The sequence below is a fragment of the Flaviflexus sp. genome (assembly GCF_041440645.1).
Taxonomy (GTDB): Bacteria; Actinomycetota; Actinomycetes; order Actinomycetales; family Actinomycetaceae; genus Flaviflexus.
The window spans coordinates 1-21,476 of sequence record NZ_JASDVN010000042.1; the positions used below are offsets into that span (position 1 = coordinate 1).

The 21,476-nt window shown below is 60.3% G+C and carries 15 protein-coding genes; 7 read left to right on the forward strand and 8 right to left on the reverse strand.

The annotated features are described in order from the left end of the window. Nucleotides 1-133 precede the first annotated feature (133 nt). Entirely contained in the window at nt 134-940 is an 807-nt protein-coding gene (locus tag QMB98_RS05590; RefSeq protein ID WP_371684696.1) for an aldo/keto reductase, read from the reverse strand. A gap of 824 nt (nt 941-1,764) precedes the next feature. Here QMB98_RS05590 and QMB98_RS05595 point away from each other — a divergent pair. Genes QMB98_RS05595 through QMB98_RS05615 form a run of 5 tightly spaced genes read left to right on the forward strand, consistent with a single transcriptional unit; the run spans nt 1,765 to nt 6,031 of the window. Next, a complete protein-coding gene (locus tag QMB98_RS05595; RefSeq protein WP_371684697.1) occupies nt 1,765-2,634 on the forward strand; it encodes a transporter substrate-binding domain-containing protein in 870 nt (289 codons plus the stop codon). Next, a complete protein-coding gene (locus tag QMB98_RS05600) occupies nt 2,634-3,305 on the forward strand; it encodes an amino acid ABC transporter permease (RefSeq protein ID WP_371684698.1) in 672 nt (223 codons plus the stop codon). The genes QMB98_RS05595 and QMB98_RS05600 overlap by 1 nt, the downstream gene beginning before the upstream one ends. A gap of 4 nt (nt 3,306-3,309) precedes the next feature. After that, nucleotides 3,310-4,095: an amino acid ABC transporter ATP-binding protein gene (locus QMB98_RS05605; RefSeq protein ID WP_371684699.1), complete on the forward strand. Its 786-nt coding sequence runs from the start codon at nt 3,310-3,312 to the stop codon at nt 4,093-4,095. A 15-nt stretch (nt 4,096-4,110) separates the two neighbouring features. Beyond that, nucleotides 4,111-5,292 (forward strand): CaiB/BaiF CoA transferase family protein, encoded by a 1,182-nt coding sequence (locus tag QMB98_RS05610; RefSeq protein WP_371684700.1) that lies wholly within the window; start codon nt 4,111-4,113, stop codon nt 5,290-5,292. Nucleotide 5,293: 1 nt separating this feature from the next. Beyond that, nucleotides 5,294-6,031, forward strand: a complete 738-nt coding sequence (locus QMB98_RS05615) for an enoyl-CoA hydratase/isomerase family protein (RefSeq protein ID WP_371684701.1) — start codon at nt 5,294-5,296, stop codon at nt 6,029-6,031. A 418-nt stretch (nt 6,032-6,449) separates the two neighbouring features. Here the strand turns inward: QMB98_RS05615 and QMB98_RS05620 are convergent, their stop codons facing one another. After that, on the reverse strand, nt 6,450-7,091 hold the full coding sequence (locus QMB98_RS05620) for an HAD family hydrolase (protein WP_371684702.1): 642 nt from the start codon (nt 7,089-7,091) through the stop codon (nt 6,450-6,452). 335 nt (nt 7,092-7,426) lie between these two features. Here QMB98_RS05620 and QMB98_RS05625 point away from each other — a divergent pair, with 335 nt between their 5' ends. Then, on the forward strand, nt 7,427-7,588 hold the full coding sequence (locus tag QMB98_RS05625) for a hypothetical protein (RefSeq protein ID WP_371684703.1): 162 nt from the start codon (nt 7,427-7,429) through the stop codon (nt 7,586-7,588). Nucleotides 7,589-7,657: 69 nt separating this feature from the next. Here the strand turns inward: QMB98_RS05625 and tuf are convergent, their stop codons facing one another. The 6 genes from tuf to rpoB all read right to left on the reverse strand — a co-directional run bounded on the left by tuf (nt 7,658) and on the right by rpoB (nt 19,609). Further along, entirely contained in the window at nt 7,658-8,851 is a 1,194-nt protein-coding gene (tuf, locus tag QMB98_RS05630) for an elongation factor Tu (protein ID WP_371684704.1), read from the reverse strand. Nucleotides 8,852-8,957: 106 nt separating this feature from the next. Further along, complete coding sequence (gene fusA, locus QMB98_RS05635) at nt 8,958-11,075, reverse strand: elongation factor G (RefSeq protein ID WP_371684705.1); 2,118 nt, start codon at nt 11,073-11,075, stop codon at nt 8,958-8,960. A gap of 38 nt (nt 11,076-11,113) precedes the next feature. Beyond that, nucleotides 11,114-11,584 carry a 30S ribosomal protein S7 gene (rpsG, locus tag QMB98_RS05640; RefSeq protein ID WP_371684706.1) on the reverse strand — a complete coding sequence of 157 codons (471 nt, stop codon included), beginning with the start codon at nt 11,582-11,584 and terminating at the stop codon, nt 11,114-11,116. Then, nucleotides 11,584-11,958, reverse strand: coding sequence for a 30S ribosomal protein S12 (gene rpsL / locus QMB98_RS05645; protein WP_371684707.1), 375 nt, complete (start codon nt 11,956-11,958; stop codon nt 11,584-11,586). Before rpsL ends, rpsG begins: the two co-directional genes overlap by 1 nt. 247 nt (nt 11,959-12,205) lie before the next feature. Further along, nucleotides 12,206-16,093, reverse strand: coding sequence for a DNA-directed RNA polymerase subunit beta' (locus QMB98_RS05650; RefSeq protein WP_371684708.1), 3,888 nt, complete (start codon nt 16,091-16,093; stop codon nt 12,206-12,208). Between the two features lie 75 nt (nt 16,094-16,168). Beyond that, nucleotides 16,169-19,609, reverse strand: coding sequence for a DNA-directed RNA polymerase subunit beta (rpoB, locus tag QMB98_RS05655; RefSeq protein ID WP_371684759.1), 3,441 nt, complete (start codon nt 19,607-19,609; stop codon nt 16,169-16,171). Nucleotides 19,610-20,231: 622 nt separating this feature from the next. Here rpoB and QMB98_RS05660 point away from each other — a divergent pair. After that, a partial coding sequence (locus tag QMB98_RS05660; RefSeq protein WP_371684709.1) for an SLC13 family permease occupies nt 20,232-21,476 on the forward strand: 1,245 nt, incomplete at its 3' end.

Here is a 21,476-nt window from a genome sequence, read left to right on the forward strand (position 1 = left end):
CCCACAGTCGACAAAGCGAAGGGTGGAAGCAGTCATGAACCACTTCCACCCGCGGGCGATCTCCTCAGCTCTTCGAGCCTGGCACCTAGAACCGAGAATTACCTATCGATTGCACAGAAACGAGCGACATGACCTACCGCTCGTCGTGCGTCCTCGGATCCCATTCGCCGAGTTCGCGCTGCGGGAGCGCGCTGATAGCGGTGACTTCGTCATCGGTCAGCGCAATGGTCACGGCCTCAAGGTTCTGCTTGCGGCGTTCGTCGTTCGTGGAGCGAACGATCGGGATGGTGCCGATGGCGCTGTGCCACGCGAGAACAGCCTGGCTGGCGGTAATGTCGTGCGCCTTGGCGGCGGCCTGGATCGGCTCGGCATCAAGCAGTTCGCCACCCTTCGAGAGGGGCGACCACGCTTCGATGGCGATGCCGCGGCGCTTGAGTTCCTCACGGAGGTCGACGCGGTGGATGCCGGGATCGATCTGGATCTGGTTGACCGCGGGCACGAGGCCTGTGCGTGAATAGACTTCGTCGAGGTGCTCGGGAAGGAAGTTCGAGACACCCAGGGTGCGGACGAGTCCTTCTTCCTTGAGCTTCGCCATCTCCTCGTACGCCTCCGCGTACAGACCGAGCATCGGGAGGGGCCAATGGATCATCCACACATCGACGTAGTCAATCCCGAGCTTCGTCAGGCTCTGCTCGAGGGCACCGCGCACGTTTCCGTGATCGTCGCCGCGCAGCTTCGTCTGAATGATGACGTCCTCGCGAGCAATTCCGCTGTCGCGAATACCCTGACCGACGGCTTCCTCGTTCTCGTAGCGGGTCGCGGTGTCGATGAGCGTGTAGCCCGCCTCGATGGCGGCCGTGACAGCCGAGGCTGCATCCTCGCCCTTGAGGGGTGACGTTCCAAAACCAATACGGACTGAATCAAAATCTACTTCGTTCACGTGGCCAGGCTAACAGCCAGCACACAGTCACTGAAGGTATTTGTACTGGGAGCGAAACTCCTTGACCCGCTGATCGCCCCGGCGCTTGACCGATTCGTGTCGCCTATCCGATTGCCGTGACCGAACAGTTTCCCGATCGACCCCACTATCAGCGCTCGATTGCTCCACCGACCCATCCCGCCACCAGGGCTCAACCCAACCACCCGGGCCGTTGACATGGGCGGCGCAAAACCTGCGAACAACTGTCCTAACCGGAGGGTGCGACCACTCTCTTTCGGCGAAACAACCGTCTCATGGGAATTGTTCTCACATTTTCACCCCACTGTGCCCCAATTCACTCTGCCACCATTTGACCAGTTCTTTCACGGACAGTTTAAGGGCCTAAAACATTGAATTATCAAGCAATAACGTGCGTGAATATGCATAGTGGTAGTCGAGGATTTCGGACATTATTCTCCATCTTCAGCTGGCCTTTGATTTGAGACACGTTTGAAGAAGTTGATTTCTTCATTACAGTTCTCATCATGACAACGACGATCAAGTCATCGAACTTCGCACGCACCATGGCGGCACTCTGTGCTGGCATGGTGTGTTGCTGTTGTTGTCGCTAAATTCAGCACTGGGACCTCGTCGGTCAGCTGACGCTAGGTTGCTTTAACACCTAGCTGAGATGGTTATGCGCCAGCCACATGTGCGCACCATTCACCTCCGCCTTTTCATGGCACCTTTACACCCTTAACGCTCAAATCTACCTGGGATACGTGTACGTCAAGTGCGCGATTATCCCCGGGCCGGGGCACAAACACACTCAAAAGGAGACCGGAATGGTCCGTTCACTCACCAAATTCTCCCGTACCGTCGCAGCTGGCGCTGCCCTCATGCTTGCTCTGGCCGCCTGCGGTTCGGGCGATGCCGACACCGACGGCGCTGACGGCAGCAAGGGCACCATCAAGGTTGGCGGCACCGGCACGAGCTTCCCCCACTCCTACATGGATGGTAGCGATCTGGTCGGATTCGACACCGAGGTCATCACCATTGCTGCTGAACGCGCCGGTTACGACGTCGAGTTCCAGACCATGGACTTCCCCGGCCTTATGGGTGCCGTGACCGCTGGTCGCATTGACACGACCGGCACGAACCTCACCTGGACGGAAGACCGCGGCGAGACCTACGTGTTCACTCGCGCCTACGCATTCGGTGGTGTTGTTATTGCGGCCGAGGCCAGCAACGACGACATCCAGACCGAGGAGGACCTTGCCGGCAAGACCATCGGTACCGGCGCCGGCTCCACCAACGAAGCCGCAGTCCAGGCATGGATTGAAGAAACCGGCAACGGTGCTTCGGTTCGCCCTTACGACGGTCCAGCACAGGCCCAGCAGGACACGCTGCTCGGTCGCGTTGACGGCTACGCGGGTCCGATTGCGGCAATCAATGCGGCAATCGCCAAGCAGGACATGGAGATGAAGGTCGTGACCGATCTGCTCACCCACGAGCAGACCCGCTTTCCGTTCGCCGATACCGAGCGCGGCCGCCAGCTTGCCGAGGACATCTCCGCATCGCTCGCAGAAATGGAAGAGGATGGCACACTTGCTGAGCTGTCCGAGAAGTACTTTGGTGATGACCTGATGGTTCCGGGCGAAGACAACACCGACCCGGATCCGACCGCGGTGCTGTACCCCGGTGGTGACAACTGATGGGTTTTAGTCCCGAGTACATGATCACGGCCTTCCCGAGGCTACTGGAGTACGTGCCAACGACTCTGCTGATCGCCGTTTTCGCGATGCTCCTTTCGGTGCTGGTCGGGCTGATCCTCGCGATCATTCGATTCGTCAAATACCCGGTACTGAACGAACTCGCGATTCTCTACATCTCGTTCTTCCGTGGCGTCCCCGGCCTCGTCATGCTGTTCCTCCTCTACTTCGGCCTGCCGCAGCTCATTCCCGGAATGAGCAACATGTCGGCCATGTTTGCCGCAGTCGTTGGTCTGGGACTGAAGGAAGCCTCCTATCTTGCGGAGATCTTCCGAGCCGCACTGATCTCGGTCGATGGCGGGCAGCGGGAGGCCGGACTCAGTCTCGGCCTCACCGCGAAGCAAATTTACTCGAACTACATCGTTCCCCAGGCCGCCTACAATGCCATCCCCGGCACCGCAAACGTGTTCATCGGCCTCATCAAGGAGACATCCATTGTCTTCACCCTCGGCATCACCGACATGTTTGCAAGCGCTCAGATGGTGGCGGCCGGCAACCTGCGCTACCTGGAAACCTACCTGATGGTTGGCCTCATGTACTGGGCGATCATCTTCCTATTCGAACAGCTTGTCCGAGTCCTCGAGGCCCGCATGAGTCGGCCCTACGTGAGGTAAGAAAATGATACGAGTAGAAAACCTTCATAAGAGCTTTGGTTCCAACGAGGTCCTCAAGGGAATCAACCTCGAAGTGAACCGTGGCGAGGTCGTCGCCATCGTCGGCCCCTCCGGGTCCGGCAAGTCCACTCTGCTGCGCTGCCTCAACCTGCTGGAGACCCCCGACTACGGAACCATCACCATCGATGAATCCCAGGTGACTCTCGGAAGCAAGACCCACCGTAAGGACATTGCATCGCTGCGTTCCAAGACCGCGATGGTGTTCCAGCACTACAACCTGTTCCGCAACAGGACCGCGCTACGCAACGTGCAGGATCCGATCGTGCTCCGCGGCGTCGCCAAGAAGGACGAGGCGCGGATCATCGCACAGGATCTCCTGCGCCGCGTCGGCATCACCGCCGAAACGGAAGCCCAGTACCCCGTGACACTGTCGGGTGGCCAGTCCCAGCGCGTCTCCATCGCGCGCGCACTTGCCATCAACCCGGCCGCGATCCTGCTGGATGAACCAACCTCCGCACTCGACCCGGAGCTCGTTGGTGAGGTCCTGTCCGTTATTCGCCAGCTTGCCTCCGAGCACACGACAATGCTGATCGTTACCCACGAGATGTCGTTCGCGGCGGACGTCGCTGACCGCGTGATCTTCATGGACGAGGGACAGATCGTCGAGCAGGGACCCGCCTACGACGTCATCCACAACCCGAGAATGAACCGCACCAAGCAGTTCCTTGGACGCTCGCTCGAGAAGAGCCGTTTGAAAGAAGTACCCGAACCCGAACGCCACGTCGGCTAGGAAGGACGATAAGCCATGGCACACTTTGACAAACCCCTGAGTGGATGGCGGGTGGTGGAGTTCTCGCACTTCATCGCAGCACCTTCCGTGGGACAGGCTCTCGCCGACCTGGGAGCTGAAGTCATCAAGGTTGAGAACCCCAAGGGTGACCCTACCCGACCCCAGTCAGGCAGCGTTGCCTCCAGCATTTTCGAGACCTACAACCACGGCAAGAAGTCCGTTGTTCTCGATCTGAACGACCCCGAGGATGAGAGGACCGCGCAGGAGCTTGCACTCAGCGCCAACATTGTCATCCACAACATCTCCGCCAACTCCATGGAACGTCACGGACTCGGTGCTAAGCAGCTGCGTGAGAAGAACCCCGCCCTCATCTACGGATCAGTGCGCGGCTTCCCGTCGAACACGTCTCGCGCGAACGACAAGGGGTTTGATGGGATCGGTCAGGCCGAGACCGGCATGATCTGGGTGAACGGCACCGAGGAGACCGGTCCGCTCAAGCTCCCCTACAACCCTGTCGATACCGCGACCGGTGACTCCCTCCTGCAGGGCATCCTCGCCGCCGTCATCAAGCAGCTCCGCACCGGCGAGGGCAGCGAGGTCGAGACCAGTCTCTTCGAGGGCGGCCTCCACGCGCAGACCTACTACTGGGGACTCTTCCTTCAAAGCGGTGAAAACCCGGGCCGCATCGGCAACCGCGAACCCGCCGTGGCTCCCGCCGCCGAGATCCACCAGGTCAAGGATGGGTACATCATTTTCTCGGCCTACCTTCCCAGCCACTGGGAGGCTCTGTGCAACGTGCTCGGTGTTCCGGAGCTCATCACCGATCCCCTCTATCTGACAAACCAGGATCGCCTGACGAACCAAGACGAACTGTGGCAGCGGATCCAGGACGCTCTTGAAAGCAAGGGTTGGACCGTCGAAGAAACCGGTCGGGCATTCGACTCCATCCGCATCGCCCACGGCCAGGTCTCCAGCTACCAGGACATCTACGATCGCGGACTCCTTCATGAGAGCGGTCAGCTTGCTCAGGTGCTCGAGGATGGTCGGGACCCGTACTACGTGTTCAATCGCCCCTACCGATTCATCGGACAGGACCGTCCCGACACCGCCCCCGCTCCCCCGCAACTGGGTGCGGACACGGAGGAAGTCCTCTCCTCCCTCAAGGCAAACATCCCGAACGAACAGAAGGTTGGCTGACATGACGATCGAAACCGGTACCGACACTCTCGTTGTCACGGAACGCGGACCCGTTCTCGAGATCAAGATCAACCGTCCCGGGAAGCGCAACTCCCTCATCCAGGAAACAGTTGACGCTCTTGGTGCCGCCTACGAGCTTCTCGAAGCCGGCCCCTACGAGGTTGGCATTGTCTACGGCGAGGGCACGAAGGCGTTCTGCGCGGGAGCGGACTTCACCAATCCGCCACGGGACGATTCACGCGCGTACCCGAACTTCACAGTCAAGCTCAGTAAGCCCCTGATCTCCGCCGTTGAGGGATACACAGTGGGTGCGGGATTTGTGCTCAGCCAGTCAACCGACATTGTCGTGGCCGGCAAGGGAGCCCAGTTCGGCTATCCCGAAGCCCGCATCGGCATCACCGGTGGCGGAGGCACCCTCATCGCATCCCGCGTTCCTACAAAGGTTGCAGCCGACCTGCTTCTCACGGGCCGCTTCTACGATGCGGAGCGTGCACGGGAGGCCGGCCTCGTCAGTGAGGTCACCGAGGAAGGCGAGGCACTGACCGTTGCCCGCCAGCTCGCCGATCAGATCGCAGGCAACCACGGACCCTCAGTCCGCCTCCTCAAGGCACTGATCGATCGGGAAACCCAGACCACAACGGTCGAAGGAGCCCAGTGGCTCGGAACACTGACCGCCCACACGAGTGACATCAATCGATTGAAGAACTCACAGGGCCTCAAGGGAACCGGCCGCTCATAGACAGCGCTCGCGCGTGGAGTGAACACACGGCCCTAATTGTGGCCTAGGGCCGTGGCGCGAGTGCTTAAGGGGGTGGAGAGCAATGCACTCCACCCCCTGTTCTCATCTAACAACTCAGTTCTGGATCCCGCCCTTCAGCACCGACGCTCGCAACTGGGCACTGACCACCACCGACGACGGATAGACTCTCAGCTTTTGACTGATGATTGATAGCCGTTGACCGATGACTAATCACAGATAGCAGATCACTGATGGCTGACGACCGATAGCTGATAACCGACGTGTGATGGTGCACGACGATCATCAGGACATCGCGACAACATTGGTATCGAGACAAGACGAACACGGTCAGCGCCGCGGCGGAGACACCAATCTCCGGCAAAACTACACAGTTTTCGGCGGGGAATGTGCGCGCCACTTAGAGCAGCGCGGCGAGTCCCTTAAGTTCCAGCTTCATGACGTTGACAACCGTAGCGCCCGCACCCGATGCTGCGGTTTGTCCAGGGATCGAGTCCTCAAAGGCGAGGCACTGCGCGGGCTCCACTCCGAGGCGTTGCATCGCGGTGGCGTATGGAGCGGGATCCGGCTTCGCTGGGAGCGGCTCATCTCCCGTCACGCGTGCCGCGAAGTACTGCTTGGGCAAGCTCTCAATGGCGGGACCAACGAGCTCGATCGGCGTGGCAGTGACAAGTGCCTGCGGGATTTCAGCCTCGGCAAAGGCGTTGAGGAGCTCCAACGCGCCGGGCATGATGTCCGGATTCGAGTACACGTGCTCAGCCATGTGCCCCGCGACTTCTTCGAAGAGGACCATGGGTTCGGCTACGTCCCCACCGTCGCGGACGAGCATGGAGTGCAGATGATTAGCGTGGGTTTCGGTCGAGGACCCGTGGAGGGCTAGTTCGTCCTCGTCTGTCCAGGAGCCGCCTCGCTCCTCAATGACAAGTCGGGACTGCGCAACCCACTGCGATTCCGTATCGGTGATCGTTCCGTCCATATCCCAGAGGACGGCAGCTGGCTTGGTTTCGAGTCCGCAGGCGCGGAAAACGTCGTGGAGGCTCATACCTTCAGCCTAGCTGAGGCCGTGCTGGGGAGCGAGCACGCCAGCGTGCTGTCCCAGAAAGGTCAGGCGAGACTGCCGTGAAAGCGCTCCCAGGCTGATTGCCCCGACTTTCCAAGGGATTCTCCGATGTTCGCCCAGCTGATGTGCCGCCTGCGTGCCGCTCCCACACCACCTGCGGTGCTCCTCGCCGCCTACCGCACTATCCTCCCCGGACCGGAGATACTCTGGCACACGCTTCAGTCGCACTTGTGGATCTTCCCTGTCTCGGATTCTTCCGCCGCGGGCACTGAGGTCCTGCCTCGCTCTGTACCAAGGGAGCAACTAGGTTGGTGGGCGTGGCGGTGCGCACGATCGCGCTCGGCATCATGCCCATCACAGCAATTATTGGTATCAATATCGCCACCCACACGGGCACCCACGTCACGATTCTGGTGTGGGCCAGTTTGGCACTTGGCAATATACCTGTCGTTCGAGCCTCATCGCTCGACCGCTTCTAGCATGGTAGATACACGTATGCCCCGGCACTGCCGGGGCATACGTCAAGAGATCTTTAGATCAGCCTAGAATCAGGCGAGGATCTTGGTGACTCGACCTGAACCAACGGTGTGGCCACCCTCGCGGATAGCGAAGCCGAGGCCCTCTTCCATGGCGATGGGCTGGATGAGCTCAACGGTCATCTCAGTGTTGTCGCCGGGCATGACCATCTCGGTGCCCTCGGGGAGGGTGATGACGCCGGTCACGTCCGTGGTACGGAAGTAGAACTGCGGGCGGTAGTTGGAGAAGAACGGGTTGTGACGGCCGCCCTCTTCCTTCTTGAGCACGTAGGTCTGAGCTTCGAACTTGGTGTGCGGGGTGATCGAACCGGGCTTGCAAACAACCTGGCCGCGCTCAACCTCTTCACGCTTGATGCCGCGGATGAGGAGACCACAGTTCTCACCTGCATCGGCGTGATCCATCTGCTTGTGGAACATCTCGATACCGGTAACGGTGGTGGTCATTGCCTTCTCCTTGATGCCGAGGATCTCGACATCGGAGTTGATCTGAAGAACGCCACGCTCAACACGGCCGGTGACAACGGTGCCACGACCGGTGATGGTGAAGACGTCCTCAATCGGCATGAGGAACGGCTTGTCAAGGTCACGAACCGGATCCTCGAAGTAGTTGTCGACCTGGTCCATGAGCTCCTCGATGGAGGCAACCCACTTGGCGTCGCCCTCGAGTGCCTTGAGAGCGGAGATCTGAACGACCGGAGCGTCGTCACCGTCGAAGCCCTGCGAGGAGAGAAGGTCACGGACCTCCATCTCGACGAGCTCGAGAATCTCCTCGTCGTCAACCATGTCGGACTTGTTCAGCGCAACGATGAGCTGCGGAACGCCAACCTGGCGGGCGAGAAGAACGTGCTCACGGGTCTGAGCCATCGGGCCGTCGGTGGCGGCGACAACGAGAATCGCGCCGTCCATCTGAGCAGCACCGGTGATCATGTTCTTGATGTAGTCAGCGTGGCCGGGGGCGTCAACGTGTGCGTAGTGACGCTTCTCGGTCTGGTACTCAACGTGGGAAACGTTGATGGTGATACCACGCTGGCGCTCCTCGGGAGCGTTGTCGACCTGGTCGAACGGGGTGAACTCGTTCAGGTCGGGGTACTTATCCGCAAGAACCTTGGTGATGGCAGCGGTCGTCGTCGTCTTACCGTGATCGACGTGACCGATGGTGCCGATGTTCATATGCGGCTTGGACTTGTCGTACTTGGCCTTGGCCACTTGTCCTCCTGTAGGACTCGGGTAGTTTCTCTGCTTCAGGATACAGGAGCATCCTTGGGGCTGAGCGATCTACTAGTCGGTTATTTTGCTTACAAATGACCTAGGCTCACTCGCCCCGGGTCTTCTTGATGATTTCCTCGGAGACATTCCTCGGAACTTCCGCGTAAGTCGCGAACTGCATCGTGTACACTGCACGACCCTGCGTCTTGGAACGAAGGTCGCCAACGTATCCGAACATTTCGGACAGCGGAACTTGGGCGCGGACGATCTTAATACCGGTCGCGTCCTCCATGGACTGAATCATGCCACGGCGAGAGTTAAGATCGCCAATCACATCGCCCATGTACTCTTCTGGGGTACGTACCTCGACGTCCATGATCGGCTCGAGGAGAACGGGGTCCGCCTGCTTGATGCCTTCGCGGAACACGCCTTGACCGGCGATCTTGAATGCCATTTCCGAAGAGTCAACATCGTGGTAGGCACCATCGAGGAGGGTGGCCTTGACGCCAACCATCGGGTAGCCGGCGAGGACACCGTTCTCCATGGCAGCCTGGATGCCCTGATCAACGGACGGAATGTACTCGCGGGGAACGCGACCTCCGGTCACGGCATCCACGAACTCGTACATCTCGCCGTCTTCCGTTGGCTCCAGCGGCTCGAAGGACACCTGGACCTTCGCGAACTGGCCGGAACCACCGGTCTGCTTCTTGTGGGTGTAGTCGACCTTGTCGACCTTGCGACGGATCGTCTCGCGGTAGGCAACCATGGGAGCACCCACGTTTGCGTCAACCTTGAACTCGCGGCGCATGCGGGTCACGAGGATGTCGAGGTGGAGCTCGCCCATACCGCCGATAACGGTCTGGCCGGTCTCCTCGTCGAGGCGAACGGTGAAGGTCGGGTCCTCTTCAGCGAGACGCTGAATGGCGGTGCCGAGCTTCTCCTGGTCACCCTTCGACTTCGGCTCGATAGCCACGTGAATAACGGGCTCCGGGAATGTCATCGACTCGAGGATGATCTGGTTCTGCGAATCGGACAGGGTGTCACCCGTCGTCGTGTTCTTCAGACCGATCACGGCGTAGATGTGGCCAGCGTGGGCAACATCAACCGGGTTCTCCTTGTTGGAGTGCATCTGGAAGATACGCGAGATGCGTTCCTTGTGACCCTTGGTCGAGTTCTGCACCTGGGTGCCCGCCTCGAGCTTGCCCGAGTACACGCGAATGTAGGTGAGCTTGCCGAAGAAGGGGTGGACAGCAATCTTGAAGGCGAGAGCCGAGAAGGGCTCCTCTTCGGATGCGTGACGAACCAGGATCTCTTCCTCGTTGTTGACTGCGTGGCCTTCAACGGCCGGCACGTCAAGCGGGGAGGGCAGGTAGTCAACGACACCGTCAAGCATCGGCTGAACGCCAATGTTCTTGTAGGCGGAGCCACAGAACACGGGGTATGCCTCACCTGCGATGGTGAGCTTGCGGATCGCTGCCTTGATCTCGTCGATCGTCAGATCTTCGCCACCGAGGTACTTGTCGAGCAGTTCCTCATCGGACTCTGCAACGGCCTCGAGGAGCTCGTTGCGGACCTCAGCAACACGGTCGAGCATGTCGGCAGGAATCTCTTCCTCGACAACGACGGTGCCGTAGGTCTTCTCACCATCCTGCTCCGCGGGGAAGCGGTACGCGACCTCGCGAACGATGTCGACAACGCCAGCGAGGTCGTTCTCGGAACCGATCGGGAGGGTCACGATGAGAGGAGTTGCGCCGAGGCGGTCCTTGATCGTGGAGACGGTGAAGTCGAAGCTAGCTCCGAGCTTGTCCATCTTGTTGACGAAGCAGATGCGGGGAACGTTGTACTTGTCCGCCTGACGCCACACGGTCTCCGACTGGGGCTCAACGCCCTCCTTGCCGTCAAAGACTGCGACAGCGCCGTCGAGGACGCGGAGCGAACGCTCCACCTCAACGGTGAAGTCAACGTGTCCGGGGGTATCGATGACGTTGATCTGATGCTTCTTCCAGAACGCGGTCACAGCAGCGGAAGTAATCGTGATACCACGGTTCTTCTCGTCTTCCATCCAGTCGGTTGTGGATGCGCCGTCGTGCGTCTCACCGATCTTGTAGTTGATACCGGTGTAGAAAAGGATTCGCTCGGTTGTCGTCGTCTTGCCAGCATCGATGTGGGCCATGATGCCGATATTGCGGACCTTGGTCAGGTCGGAAAGCACTTCCTGTGCCACTATTAGCTCTCTTCGGTTCGAGGTACTCGGACGACCGCTTACCAGCGGTAGTGAGCAAAGGCCTTGTTGGACTCTGCCATACGGTGGGTGTCTTCACGACGCTTCACAGCGGCACCGAGGCCGTTGGATGCATCGAGAATTTCGTTCATGAGACGCTCGGTCATCGAGTTCTCACGACGTTGCCTGGAGTAGTCAACGAGCCAACGCAGTGCGAGCGTGGTGGAGCGGTTAGCCTTCACCTCGACCGGAACCTGGTAGGTCGCACCACCAACGCGGCGGGAACGAACCTCAAGCGAAGGCTTGATGTTGTCCATGGCGCGCTTGAGGACCTCGACTGCGTCCTGGCCGGACTTCTCGGCAACACCGGTGAGTGCGCCGTACACGATCGACTGTGCGGTTGACTTCTTTCCGTCACGGAGGACTCGGTTGACCAGCTGGGTCACGAGCTCCTGGCCGTAAACGGGATCAGCGATAACTGGACGCTTCGGAGCGGGGCCTTTACGTGGCATTACTTCTTCTCCTTCTTAGCGCCGTAGCGAGAACGTGCCTGCTTGCGGTTCTTCACACCCTGGGTGTCAAGCGAACCGCGAATGATCTTGTAGCGAACACCCGGGAGGTCCTTCACACGTCCGCCACGCACGAGCACAATCGAGTGCTCCTGGAGGTTGTGACCCTCACCGGGGATGTATGCGGAAACCTCAATGCCGGTCGAAAGGCGCACGCGGGCGACCTTACGAAGGGCCGAGTTCGGCTTCTTGGGGGTAGTGGTGTATACGCGGGTGCACACCCCACGACGCTGCGGGCTACCCTGGAGCGCCGGCGTCTTGGAGGCGCCTGGCTTCGAAGACCGACCCTTGCGGATCAGCTGCTGAATAGTGGGCACTCTATCTCCTGCTCATTCTTAATTGGTGTATGGACTCGCTTCTGCGAGTGCGTGACGGTTCGGTCTTTCGCAGCAACGCCGATCCGTCCCCTCCCCCACGGGTGCAACTCCCGCGCGCGAGGCAGGTTCGCCGAAACGAACACCGTTTATCAGATTAGCGCGATTACGTTGTTAACGTCAAAGGATTGGCCTGTCTCGAGCGGTGGTACTCGACACAGGCCAATCCTTAGTTTGACGTGGTCACGCGTTAGTTTCCGAAGGCCGGTCCGTAACCGGAGTAGCCAGTTCCGTACAGGCCGGCACCGAGATCAAGGCCCGAATCGTACGGGTCGAGATCCTGGCGGATGAAGCCGGTCATCTTCTCGAACTCGAGGCGAGCCTCGGTCGTGGGCTCAGCCTTCGCGTTGCGGAGCTTCTCCAGGCCGGTGCCGGCCGGGATGAGCTTACCGAGGATGACGTTCTCCTTGAGGCCGTTGAGCGGGTCGCGCTTCGAGTTGAGCGCGGCCTCGGTCAGGACCTTCGTGGTCTCCTGGAAGGAGGCTGCGGACAGCCACGAGTCTGTCGCGAGCGACGCCTTCGTGATGCCCATGAGCTCGGGACGTGCGGTTGCGGGCTTTCCGCCACGGGACACTGCCTCGCGGTTGGCCTGCTCGTAGTCCTTGACGTCTGCGAGCTCGCCGGGCAGCAGGCTCGTATCACCGGATTCGATGACGGTGACGCGGCGCAGCATCTGGCGAACGATGACCTCGATGTGCTTGTCGTGGATTTCCACGCCCTGAGAGCGGTACACCTCCTGGACCTGTTCCACCAGATACAGCTGTGCGCGGCGACGGTTGGAGATGCGGAGCACCTTCTTCGGGTCGACGCTACCCTCGGTGAGCTGCTCGCCCACCTGGACGTGCCCGCCATCCTCGACCAGGAGCTTGACGGAACGGGACACCTGGTAGGACAGGTCCTCGCCGCCGTCGTCACGCTTGATGACGATCTGGCGAGAGCGCTCGGAATCCTCGATCGACACCGTACCGGCAGCCTCCGTGATCGGAGCTTCACCCTTCGGGGTACGCGCCTCGAAGAGCTCCTGAACACGGGGCAGACCCTGCGTGATGTCGTCAGCAGAGGCCACACCACCGGTGTGGAAGGTACGCATGGTCAGCTGGGTACCGGGCTCACCAATGGACTGTGCGGACACAATACCGATGGCTTCACCAATGTCGACCAGCAGGCCGGTCGCAAGGGAACGTCCGTAGCAGAGTGCGCAAGCACCGGAACGGGAGTTACAGGTGAGGACGGAACGGACCGTGACCTCATCGAACCCAGCGTTGTACAGCTTCTCGATCTCGACGTCGCCAAGGTCCGCGCCGGCAGCAACAATGACGTTGCCGTCCGCGTCAACCATGTCGGCTGCGAGGGTGCGTGCGTACACGGAGGTCTCGACTGCCTGGTGGAGGTGACGGTTGCCAGCCTCATCCACGGCCGCGATCGGTTTCGTCAGACCCTTGGCCGTGCCACAGTCGTTCTCACGGATGATGACATCCTGAGCGACATCGACAAGACGACGGGTCAGGTAACCGGAGTCGGCGGTACGGAGAGCAGTATCGGCCGTACCCTTACGGGCACCGTGCGTAGCCGAGAAGTACTCGAGAACCGAGAGGCCTTCGAAGTAGTTCGACTTAATCGGCAGGGAAATGATCTCACCCTTCGGGTTAGCCACGAGGCCACGCATGCCGGCAAGCTGACGAACCTGGGTCCAGTTACCACGAGCACCGGAGGTCACCATGCGGTTGACCGAGTTGCGCTCGGAGAAGTTGTTCCTCATCTCGTCAGCAACGTTCTCGGTCACCTCGGTCCACAGGTCGAACAGGTCGCGACGGCGGTCGGCGTCCTCGATCATACCGTTCTCGAAGAGCTCCTCGATCTTCGCTGCCTCGACCTCGGCGGCCTCCAGGATTCCGGCCTTCGACTCGGGAACCTCGATATCGGCGAGGGAGATCGAGACACCGGAGCGGCCAGCCCAGTAGAAACCGGTCGACTTCAGGGCATCGAGCGAGGCGCCAACGTCTACCTTCGGGTAGCGCTCAGCGAGCTCGTTGACGATCGAGCCGAGACGCTTCTTATCCACGACCTCGTTCACGTACGGGAACTTGACCGGGAGTGCGTCGTTGAAGAGCGCACGACCAAGGGTGGTCTCGAGAATGATCGGGTCGCCAACTTCCCAACCCTCTTCGAGCTCGAGGCCGCGCGGGGGCACGAGCTCGGGGAAGCGAATGCGGATGGGCTCGTTCAGGTGAATATCACCATTGTCGTGAGTCATGATGGCCTCGCCAACGGACGCGAACGAACGGATCTCGGCGGGTGCCACAATCTCTGAGGTCAGGTGGAACAGACCAATGATCATGTCCTGCGAGGGCATTGTCACCGGGCGGCCATCGGACGGCTTCAGGATGTTGTTGGCGGACAGCATGAGGATGCGGGCCTCGGCCTGAGCCTCGGGCGACAGCGGCAGGTGCACTGCCATCTGGTCACCGTCGAAGTCGGCGTTGAACGCGGCACACACGAGGGGGTGCAGCTGAATGGCCTTACCCTCAACAAGCTGCGGCTCGAAGGCCTGAATACCAAGGCGGTGCAGGGTTGGTGCACGGTTGAGCAGAACCGGGTGGTCGGTGATGACCTCTTCGAGGATGTCCCACACCTCGGAGCGCTGACGCTCGATGAGGCGCTTGGCAGCCTTGATGTTCTTCGCAACCTGCTGGTCAACGAGACGCTTCTGAACGAAGGGCTTGAACAGCTCGAGAGCCATCGCCTTCGGCAGGCCACACTGGTGGAGCTTGAGAGTCGGGCCCACAACGATAACGGAACGACCGGAGTAGTCGACGCGCTTACCGAGGAGGTTCTGACGGAAACGACCCTGCTTGCCCTTGAGCATGTCGGACAGGGACTTGAGGGGACAGTTGCCTGCGCCCTGGACGGGGCGGCCACGACGACCGTTATCGAACAGTGCGTCAACCGATTCCTGGAGCATGCGCTTCTCGTTGTTCACCATGATCTCGGGAGCATCGAGGTCAAGCATGCGCTTGAGGCGGTTGTTGCGGTTGATGACGCGGCGGTACAGGTCGTTGAGATCCGAGGTCGCGAAGCGGCCACCATCGAGCTGCACCATGGGGCGCAGGTCCGGGGGGATCACGGGGAGCACGTCAAGCACCATGGATTCCGGCTTGGTGCCGGTGGTGCGGAACGCGTTCACGACCTTGAGTCGCTTGAGTGCGCGAGTCTTGCGCTGTGCGGTGCCGGTTGCGATGACCTCCTGGAGAAGCTCAGCCTCTGCCTCGAGATCGAAGGTGCGTAGGCGCTCCTGGATAGCTTCGGCGCCACGGGAGGCGTCGAAGTACATGCCCCAGCGGCCGTACATCTCGCGGTACAGATCCTCATCGCCCTCGAGGTCGCCGACCTTGAGCTTGAGGAAGCGGTCCCAGACCTCTTCGAGGCGGTTGCGCTCGGACTCGGCAGACTTGCGGATGCTGGCCTGGTCCTTCTCAGCGGTGTCCTTGATCGCCTTCTTTTCCTTGGCGGAAGCGTTCGCTGCCTCGGCCTCCTCGAGTTCGCGCTCCATTTCCTGGGCGCGCTCCTCGATCTCGACATTCATCTGGTTCTCAATTTCCTTGAGCTCCAGGTCGAGTTCGCCGCGCAGTTCCGGCATGGCCTCCGAACGGCCCTCGGTATCGACATCGGTCACCATGTAGGCGGCGAAGTAGATCACCTTCTCGAGGTCCTTCGGGGCGATATCGAGCAGGTATCCAAGGCGTGAGGGAACACCCTTGAAGTACCAGATGTGGGTGACGGGCGCTGCCAGCTGGATGTGACCCATCCGCTCGCGACGCACCTTGGCGCGGGTGACTTCCACGCCACAGCGTTCACATTCAATTCCCTTGTAACGGGGACGCTTGTACTTACCGCAGGCGCACTCCCAGTCCCTCGTGGGGCCGAAAATGCGTTCGCAGAAGAGACCATCCTTCTCGGCCTTCAGCGTGCGGTAGTTGATGGTTTCGGGCTTCTTGACCTCACCGTGCGACCAGGAGTGAACATCCTGGCTCGTTGCGAGTGAGATATGGAGCTGATCGAAGAGATTAACGTCGAGCAAGTTTCCTACTTCTTCCTATGCACCCTGCCGCGGAGGAGGGCTGGGTGGGCGCTGGACCCAGCCTCTGCTCCGTGATCAGAATTCCATTGCACCGAAGTCTTCAAGACCGGTAGAGAGCGCGGGCTTCTCTGCCGACCTGAAGTCGTCTTCGGTGTCCTGAAGGTTAATTGTGTTGCCGCTAGCATCGAGCGCTTCGACGTTAAGGCAAAGAGAACGCATTTCCTGGATGAGGACGCGGAAGGACTCGGGGATTCCCGGCTCGGGAATGTTGTCGCCCTTCACGATCGCCTCGTAGACGTTGACACGACCGACGGTGTCGTCCGACTTGATGGTCAGCATTTCCTGGAGCGTGTGCGCAGCACCGTACGCTTCCAGTGCCCACACCTCCATCTCACCGAGGCGCTGACCACCGAACTGGGCCTTACCACCGAGGGGCTGCTGGGTCACCATCGAGTACGGGCCCGTCGAACGTGCGTGAATCTTGTCATCCACCAGGTGGTGCAGCTTCAGCATGTACATGTAACCGACCGAGATCTCGTCCGGGAACGGCTCGCCAGAGCGGCCGTCAAACAGCTTTGCCTTACCGTTGGAACCAACCATGACGTCACCATGACGGTTCGGCAGGGTCGAGCCAAGCAGACCCTCGATTTCATCGGGTTTCACACCGTCGAACACGGGGGTGGCAACGGTCTGTCCGGGAGCACCGGTCACGGCGGACTCGGGCAGGCGCAGAGCCCACTCCTCACCGTCGGCGCGTGCCTCGGACGCATCCCAGCCGTTGGCTGCGATCCAGCCCAGGTGGAGCTCGAAGACCTGACCGAGGTTCATACGGCCCGGAACACCAAGCGGGTTCAGGATGATATCAACCGGGGTACCGTCCGGCAGGAACGGCATATCCTCAACGGGGAGAATGCGGGAGATGACACCCTTGTTACCGTGGCGGCCCGCCATCTTGTCACCAATGGTGATCTTGCGGCGCTGCGCAACGTACACGCGGACGGTCTGACGAACGTCTGCTGCCAGCTCATCGTCGTTGTCTGCGGAGAACTCGCGGACACCAATGACGATGCCGGACTCGCCGTGCGGGACGCGCAGGGACGTGTCGCGCACTTCCTTCGCCTTCTCGCCGAAGATGGCGCGCAGGAGGCGCTCCTCTGAGGTCAGCTCGGTCTCACCCTTCGGGGTGATCTTGCCGACGAGGATGTCGCCTGCGGAGACCTCAGCGCCGATGCGGATGATGCCGCGCTCGTCAAGGTTCGACAGAACCTCTTCGGAAACGTTCGGGATGTCGCGAGTGATTTCCTCGGGTCCGAGCTTCGTATCGCGAGCATCAACCTCGTGCTCCTCGATGTGAATCGAGGTGAGGAGGTCCTCGGTGACAACGCGCTGGGACAGGATGATCGCGTCCTCGTAGTTGTAGCCTTCCCACGACATGAATGCGACGAGAAGGTTACGGCCGAGAGCGAGCTCGCCGTCCTCCGTGGCGGGGCCATCAGCAAGGACGGTGCCAACCTCAACGCGGTCGCCTTCGGAGACAACAACCTTCTGGTTGTAGCAGTTGCCCTGGTTTGAACGCTCGAACTTCGTGATGCGGTAGGACCTGTAGTCGCCGTCGTCGGTTGCGATGCGGATGAGGTCGGCCGAGGCCTCCTCAACAACGCCAGCAACATCGGACTGCAGGACCTCGCCGGCGTCAGCTGCCGCACGTGCCTCCATGCCCGTACCAACGAGCGGGGCATCCGTGCGGAGGAGCGGCACGGCCTGACGCTGCATGTTGGCACCCATGAGTGCGCGGTGGGCGTCGTCGTGCTCGAGGAACGGAATCATTGCGGTACCAACGGACACCATCTGACGTGCCGAGACGTCAATGTATTCAATGGTGTCGATGGCGAGCAGTGCGGGCTCGCCGCCTGCCTCACGACAGAGAGCTTCCTCGTCCATGAACGAACCGTCGTCGTTGAGACGGTCGGTTGCCTGAGCAATGACGAAGCGATCCTCATCATCAGCGGTCAGGTACTCGATCTTGTCGGTCACGACACCGTTCTCAACCTTGCGGTAGGGGGTCTCGAGGAACCCGAAGGAGTTGACGCGAGCAAAAGTCGCGAGCGAACCGATCAGACCAATGTTCGGACCTTCAGGGGTCTCAATCGGGCACATACGGCCGTAGTGAGAGGGGTGAACGTCTCGAACTTCCATGCCTGCACGGTCACGAGCGAGACCACCGGGGCCAAGGGCCGACAGGCGGCGCTTGTGGGTGAGGCCCGACAGCGGGTTGTTCTGATCCATGAACTGGGACAGCTGGGAGGTTCCGAAGAACTCCTTGATGGCTGCCACGATGGGGCGGATGTTGATGAGGGAGGAAGGCGTGATAGCTGCGGCTTCCTGCGTCGTCATACGCTCCCGGACCATGCGGTCCAGGCGGGACAGGCCGGTGCGGACCTGGTTCTGGATGAGCTCACCAACGGCGCGAATGCGACGGTTACCGAAGTGGTCAATGTCGTCGAACTCGATCTGAACATCGGTCGGGCCACCACAGCTCGCCTGCGCTTCATCGGCGTGGAGGGCGAGGATGTAGTGGATGGCGCCAACGATGTCTTCCAGGGTGAGCTGGCGGGTCTTGTTGTCGGTGTCGAGACCAAGCTTCTTGTTGATCTTGTAGCGACCGACCTTTGCAAGGTCGTAGCGCTTGTCCGACAGGTACAGGTTCGACAGCAGGTTCTCACCGGCGCGTGCGGTCGGCGGCTCGCCGGGACGCAGCTTGCGGTAGACGTCGGTCAGTGCCTCTTCCTTGGTGTGGACAGTGTCCTTGTCCAGGGTGTCGAGGAGGACCGGGTAGGCGGCGAATTCTTCGCGGATCTCTTCCTCGGTCATGCCCCATGCCTTGAGGAAGTGGGTGACGGACTGCTTGCGCTTGCGGTCGACACGCACGCCAACAGCGTCGCGCTTGTCGATCTCGAACTCAAGCCATGCACCACGCGACGGGATGAACTTCGCCGTGTAGATCAGCTTGTCGGAGGTCTTGTCTCTCTCGGACTCGAAGTAGACGCCGGGGGAACGGACAAGCTGGGAAACAACAACACGCTCGGTGCCGTTGATGATGAAGGTACCGCCCGGGGTCATGAGTGGGAAATCACCAAGGAACGTGGTCTGAGACTTAATCTCACCCGTGTCCTTGTAGTAGAAATCGGCCTTCACGTACAGCGGTGCGGAATAGGTCAGGTCCTTTTCCTTGCACATGTCGACCGTGTACTTCGGTTCGAAGAGACTGGGCTCAGAGAACGACAGTTTCATCGTGCCTGCAGCGTTCTCAATCGGAGAGACTTCCTCAAAGATCTCTTCCAGTCCCGACTTTTCACCGGGAGCCGCGTTCTCCCTCCAAGACTTCGAACCGATCAGCCAGTTAAAGCTCTCAGTCTGTAGCCCGAGAAGATCGGGAGCTTGCATTGGCTCCTTGATCTTGGCGAATGATACGCGAGCCTTGCGGTCGCGCGAAGCGGATGCTGTCGAATTAGGCAAAACAGCCAAGTGGGATCCCTTCCCTGGAGATGGTAAGGCGTATACTCACTGATGCCGGGTGGAACCGCGTAAATTCCCGTACTATCCCCAGAGGATACACGTCACCCCACACAAGTAAGCGCAAATATTAAATGTACACTGTCAAATAGGGCAGGTCTAGCCCTCACGCCTGTGTAAGGGGTCACGTAGCAAAGGCCTACAAGCGCGGCCATGCCCAGTATGCCAGTAGGCGCCGCGAAACCTCAACTATCACCCCTCTCCGGCGCGGCTCAGAGCCACAATTTCACCCCTGACAAGGCCTTTAATGCCGCTTTCGGCTCCTCAACCACCTACTTCAATTCAGACATTTCGAACCATAGCGCGGCTCCTTGGCGATCCCCTCCCGATACAGTGAGTAACGTAAAACGACCGATGTCCCTCGTGCCCGTGCTTGCCGGGAGGCCCTTCACGCCACCCCCCTCGCGGCGTTGCTCTCCCCCACCCACTGTGATCTTCCCGTGCACCCTGATCTCACCTCGCGCTATCTCCTGCGCTCGTCCACCTTTCATGGGTTTCGTTTGCTAGTGGATTTAGTCGTAGGTCCCATTTGGCTGTAGCTTTCGATTCCTACAATGAAGGCATTATGAGCACGCCTATCAATGATGATGCGGTTGCCCAACGCCGCAAGCACGGATCGTCCATGAGCCTCACGAAGCGGGTGGGTCTCATTGTTGGCATCCTTGCTTTCCTTTTCCCGCTACTGGTCGACATACCGAACCTTCCCGAAGCCGGGGAGCGCATGCTGGCCATCTTCCTACTCGCCATCGTCTTCTGGATTACCGAACCGATCCCCCTCGTCGCAACAGCCGTTCTCGTGATCTTCCTCGAGGTCCTCATGATCTCGAGCGGCTCCATCTTCGAGATCGGGGGCGGCTTCGAGGCCCTCCCGCCCGCCGACTACTTCGCAGCCCTCGCCAACCCCGTCATCATCCTCTTCCTCGGTGGCTTCATGATCGCGGAAGGTGCTGAGAAGTACCGCCTCGATCGCAACATTGCCTCCGTTCTGCTCAAGCCGTTCGCTGGCTCGATCCGCACGACGGTCCTGGGCCTCATGATCATCACGGCCCTGCTCTCCATGTTCATGTCCAACACCGCCACGACAGCCACCATGTTCGCTGTCATCATGCCGATCATCGCGGCCGCGGAGGGCAAGAAGTCGAAGGCGGGGCTTGCCCTGGCTATTCCCCTTGCTGCCAACGTTGGTGGCATTGGCACCCCGGTGGGCACTCCCCCGAACGCCATTGCCGTCGGCGCTCTCGCCGAACACGGCATCCAGGTGTCCTTCGTTGACTGGATGATCATTGCGATCCCGCTCATGCTCGTGGTCCTCTTCCTCTCCTGGCTCCTTCTGTGCGCACTGTTCCTTCCCAAGGAGGGGAGGATGGAGGTGGAGCTCGACAAGAACTGGGACACGTCACGGAACGCGAAGCTGTTCTACTTCATTGCGGGCCTCACCATCCTTCTGTGGATGACAGAGCCGCTCCACGGCATCTCCTCGAACATTGTTGGCTTCTTCCCCGTTGTGGCTCTCCTGGCTCTCAGGGTCATGGAGGGCTCCGACATCAAGAAGCTGGACTGGCCGGTTCTCTGGCTGGTCTCGGGCGGCATTGCTCTCGGCACCGGCGTCTCCGCGGCTGGACTCGACGTGTGGCTCGTGGATTCGATCCCGTGGGAGACCTTCTCCCCCACGTTCCTCCTGTTCGTGTTCGGCATGATCGGCCTTGGCATCGCCAACGTTATCTCCCACTCCGCGGCTGCCAACCTGCTCGTTCCCCTCGCCGTGTCCCTCGCAGTCTCTCTCGACTCGATCAACGTCACGGTTCTCGCC

Coding starts and splice junctions, on each gene's coding strand:
- QMB98_RS05595 (WP_371684697.1), top strand. CDS start 1,765: ATGGTCCGTTCACTCACCAAATTCTCCCGTACCGTCGCAGCTGGCGCT.
- QMB98_RS05600 (WP_371684698.1), top strand. CDS start 2,634: ATGGGTTTTAGTCCCGAGTACATGATCACGGCCTTCCCGAGGCTACTG.
- QMB98_RS05605 (WP_371684699.1), top strand. CDS start 3,310: ATGATACGAGTAGAAAACCTTCATAAGAGCTTTGGTTCCAACGAGGTC.
- QMB98_RS05610 (WP_371684700.1), top strand. CDS start 4,111: ATGGCACACTTTGACAAACCCCTGAGTGGATGGCGGGTGGTGGAGTTC.
- QMB98_RS05615 (WP_371684701.1), top strand. CDS start 5,294: ATGACGATCGAAACCGGTACCGACACTCTCGTTGTCACGGAACGCGGA.
- QMB98_RS05620 (WP_371684702.1), bottom strand. CDS start 7,091: ATGAGCCTCCACGACGTTTTCCGCGCCTGCGGACTCGAAACCAAGCCA.
- rpsG (WP_371684706.1), bottom strand. CDS start 11,584: ATGCCACGTAAAGGCCCCGCTCCGAAGCGTCCAGTTATCGCTGATCCC.